Below are 438 nucleotides of genomic sequence, written 5' to 3'. Positions count from 1 at the left end.
GTAGTTTATAAAGAATTTTTGGCAGGTCATTCTCAAAGTTGGACGCAATTTTCGTTTACAGGTGGAGCATTTGTGATGTATAAACCAAACCAACAAAGAGAACTTGGCCCTTTTATTAGCACACCTGAAGGTAGAATACATTTTGGAGGATCTCATGCCTCCTCTACTCCTGGATGGATACAAGGGGCAATCGAATCAGCAATCCGAACCGCTAATGAAGTTAATAATTTATAATTTAAATCCATAACGAACAATTGAATGGCTTAGGCTTAGTTAAACAAACCACTGACTACTTAAGTAGTCATTTTTTATTTTTTACCTTGTTATGTTTCGATATGTCTAAAAAGTTAATAAGTAGTTAATTGCAGAAATGTATATTAGAAAATAGATGGAGGTATTTTCTAAGGCAACCATTTAAAAAACTTTTAATTTACTTTT

The 438-nt window shown here is 32.6% G+C and carries 1 protein-coding gene; it reads left to right on the top strand.

The window, feature by feature from the left end; all coding sequences use genetic code 11:
- Positions 1 to 234, top strand: a 234-nt coding sequence (locus CN514_RS22135) for an FAD-dependent oxidoreductase (RefSeq protein ID WP_176526033.1), incomplete at its 5' end; no start/stop codon positions are given.
- Positions 235 to 438 lie beyond the last annotated feature (204 nt).

This window comes from Bacillus sp. AFS001701 (genome assembly GCF_002559405.1).
Classification (GTDB): Bacteria; Bacillota; Bacilli; order Bacillales; family Bacillaceae_G; genus Gottfriedia.
Note: the sequence above shows the minus strand (reverse complement) of the source record. Positions and strands in the feature narration are given on the sequence as shown.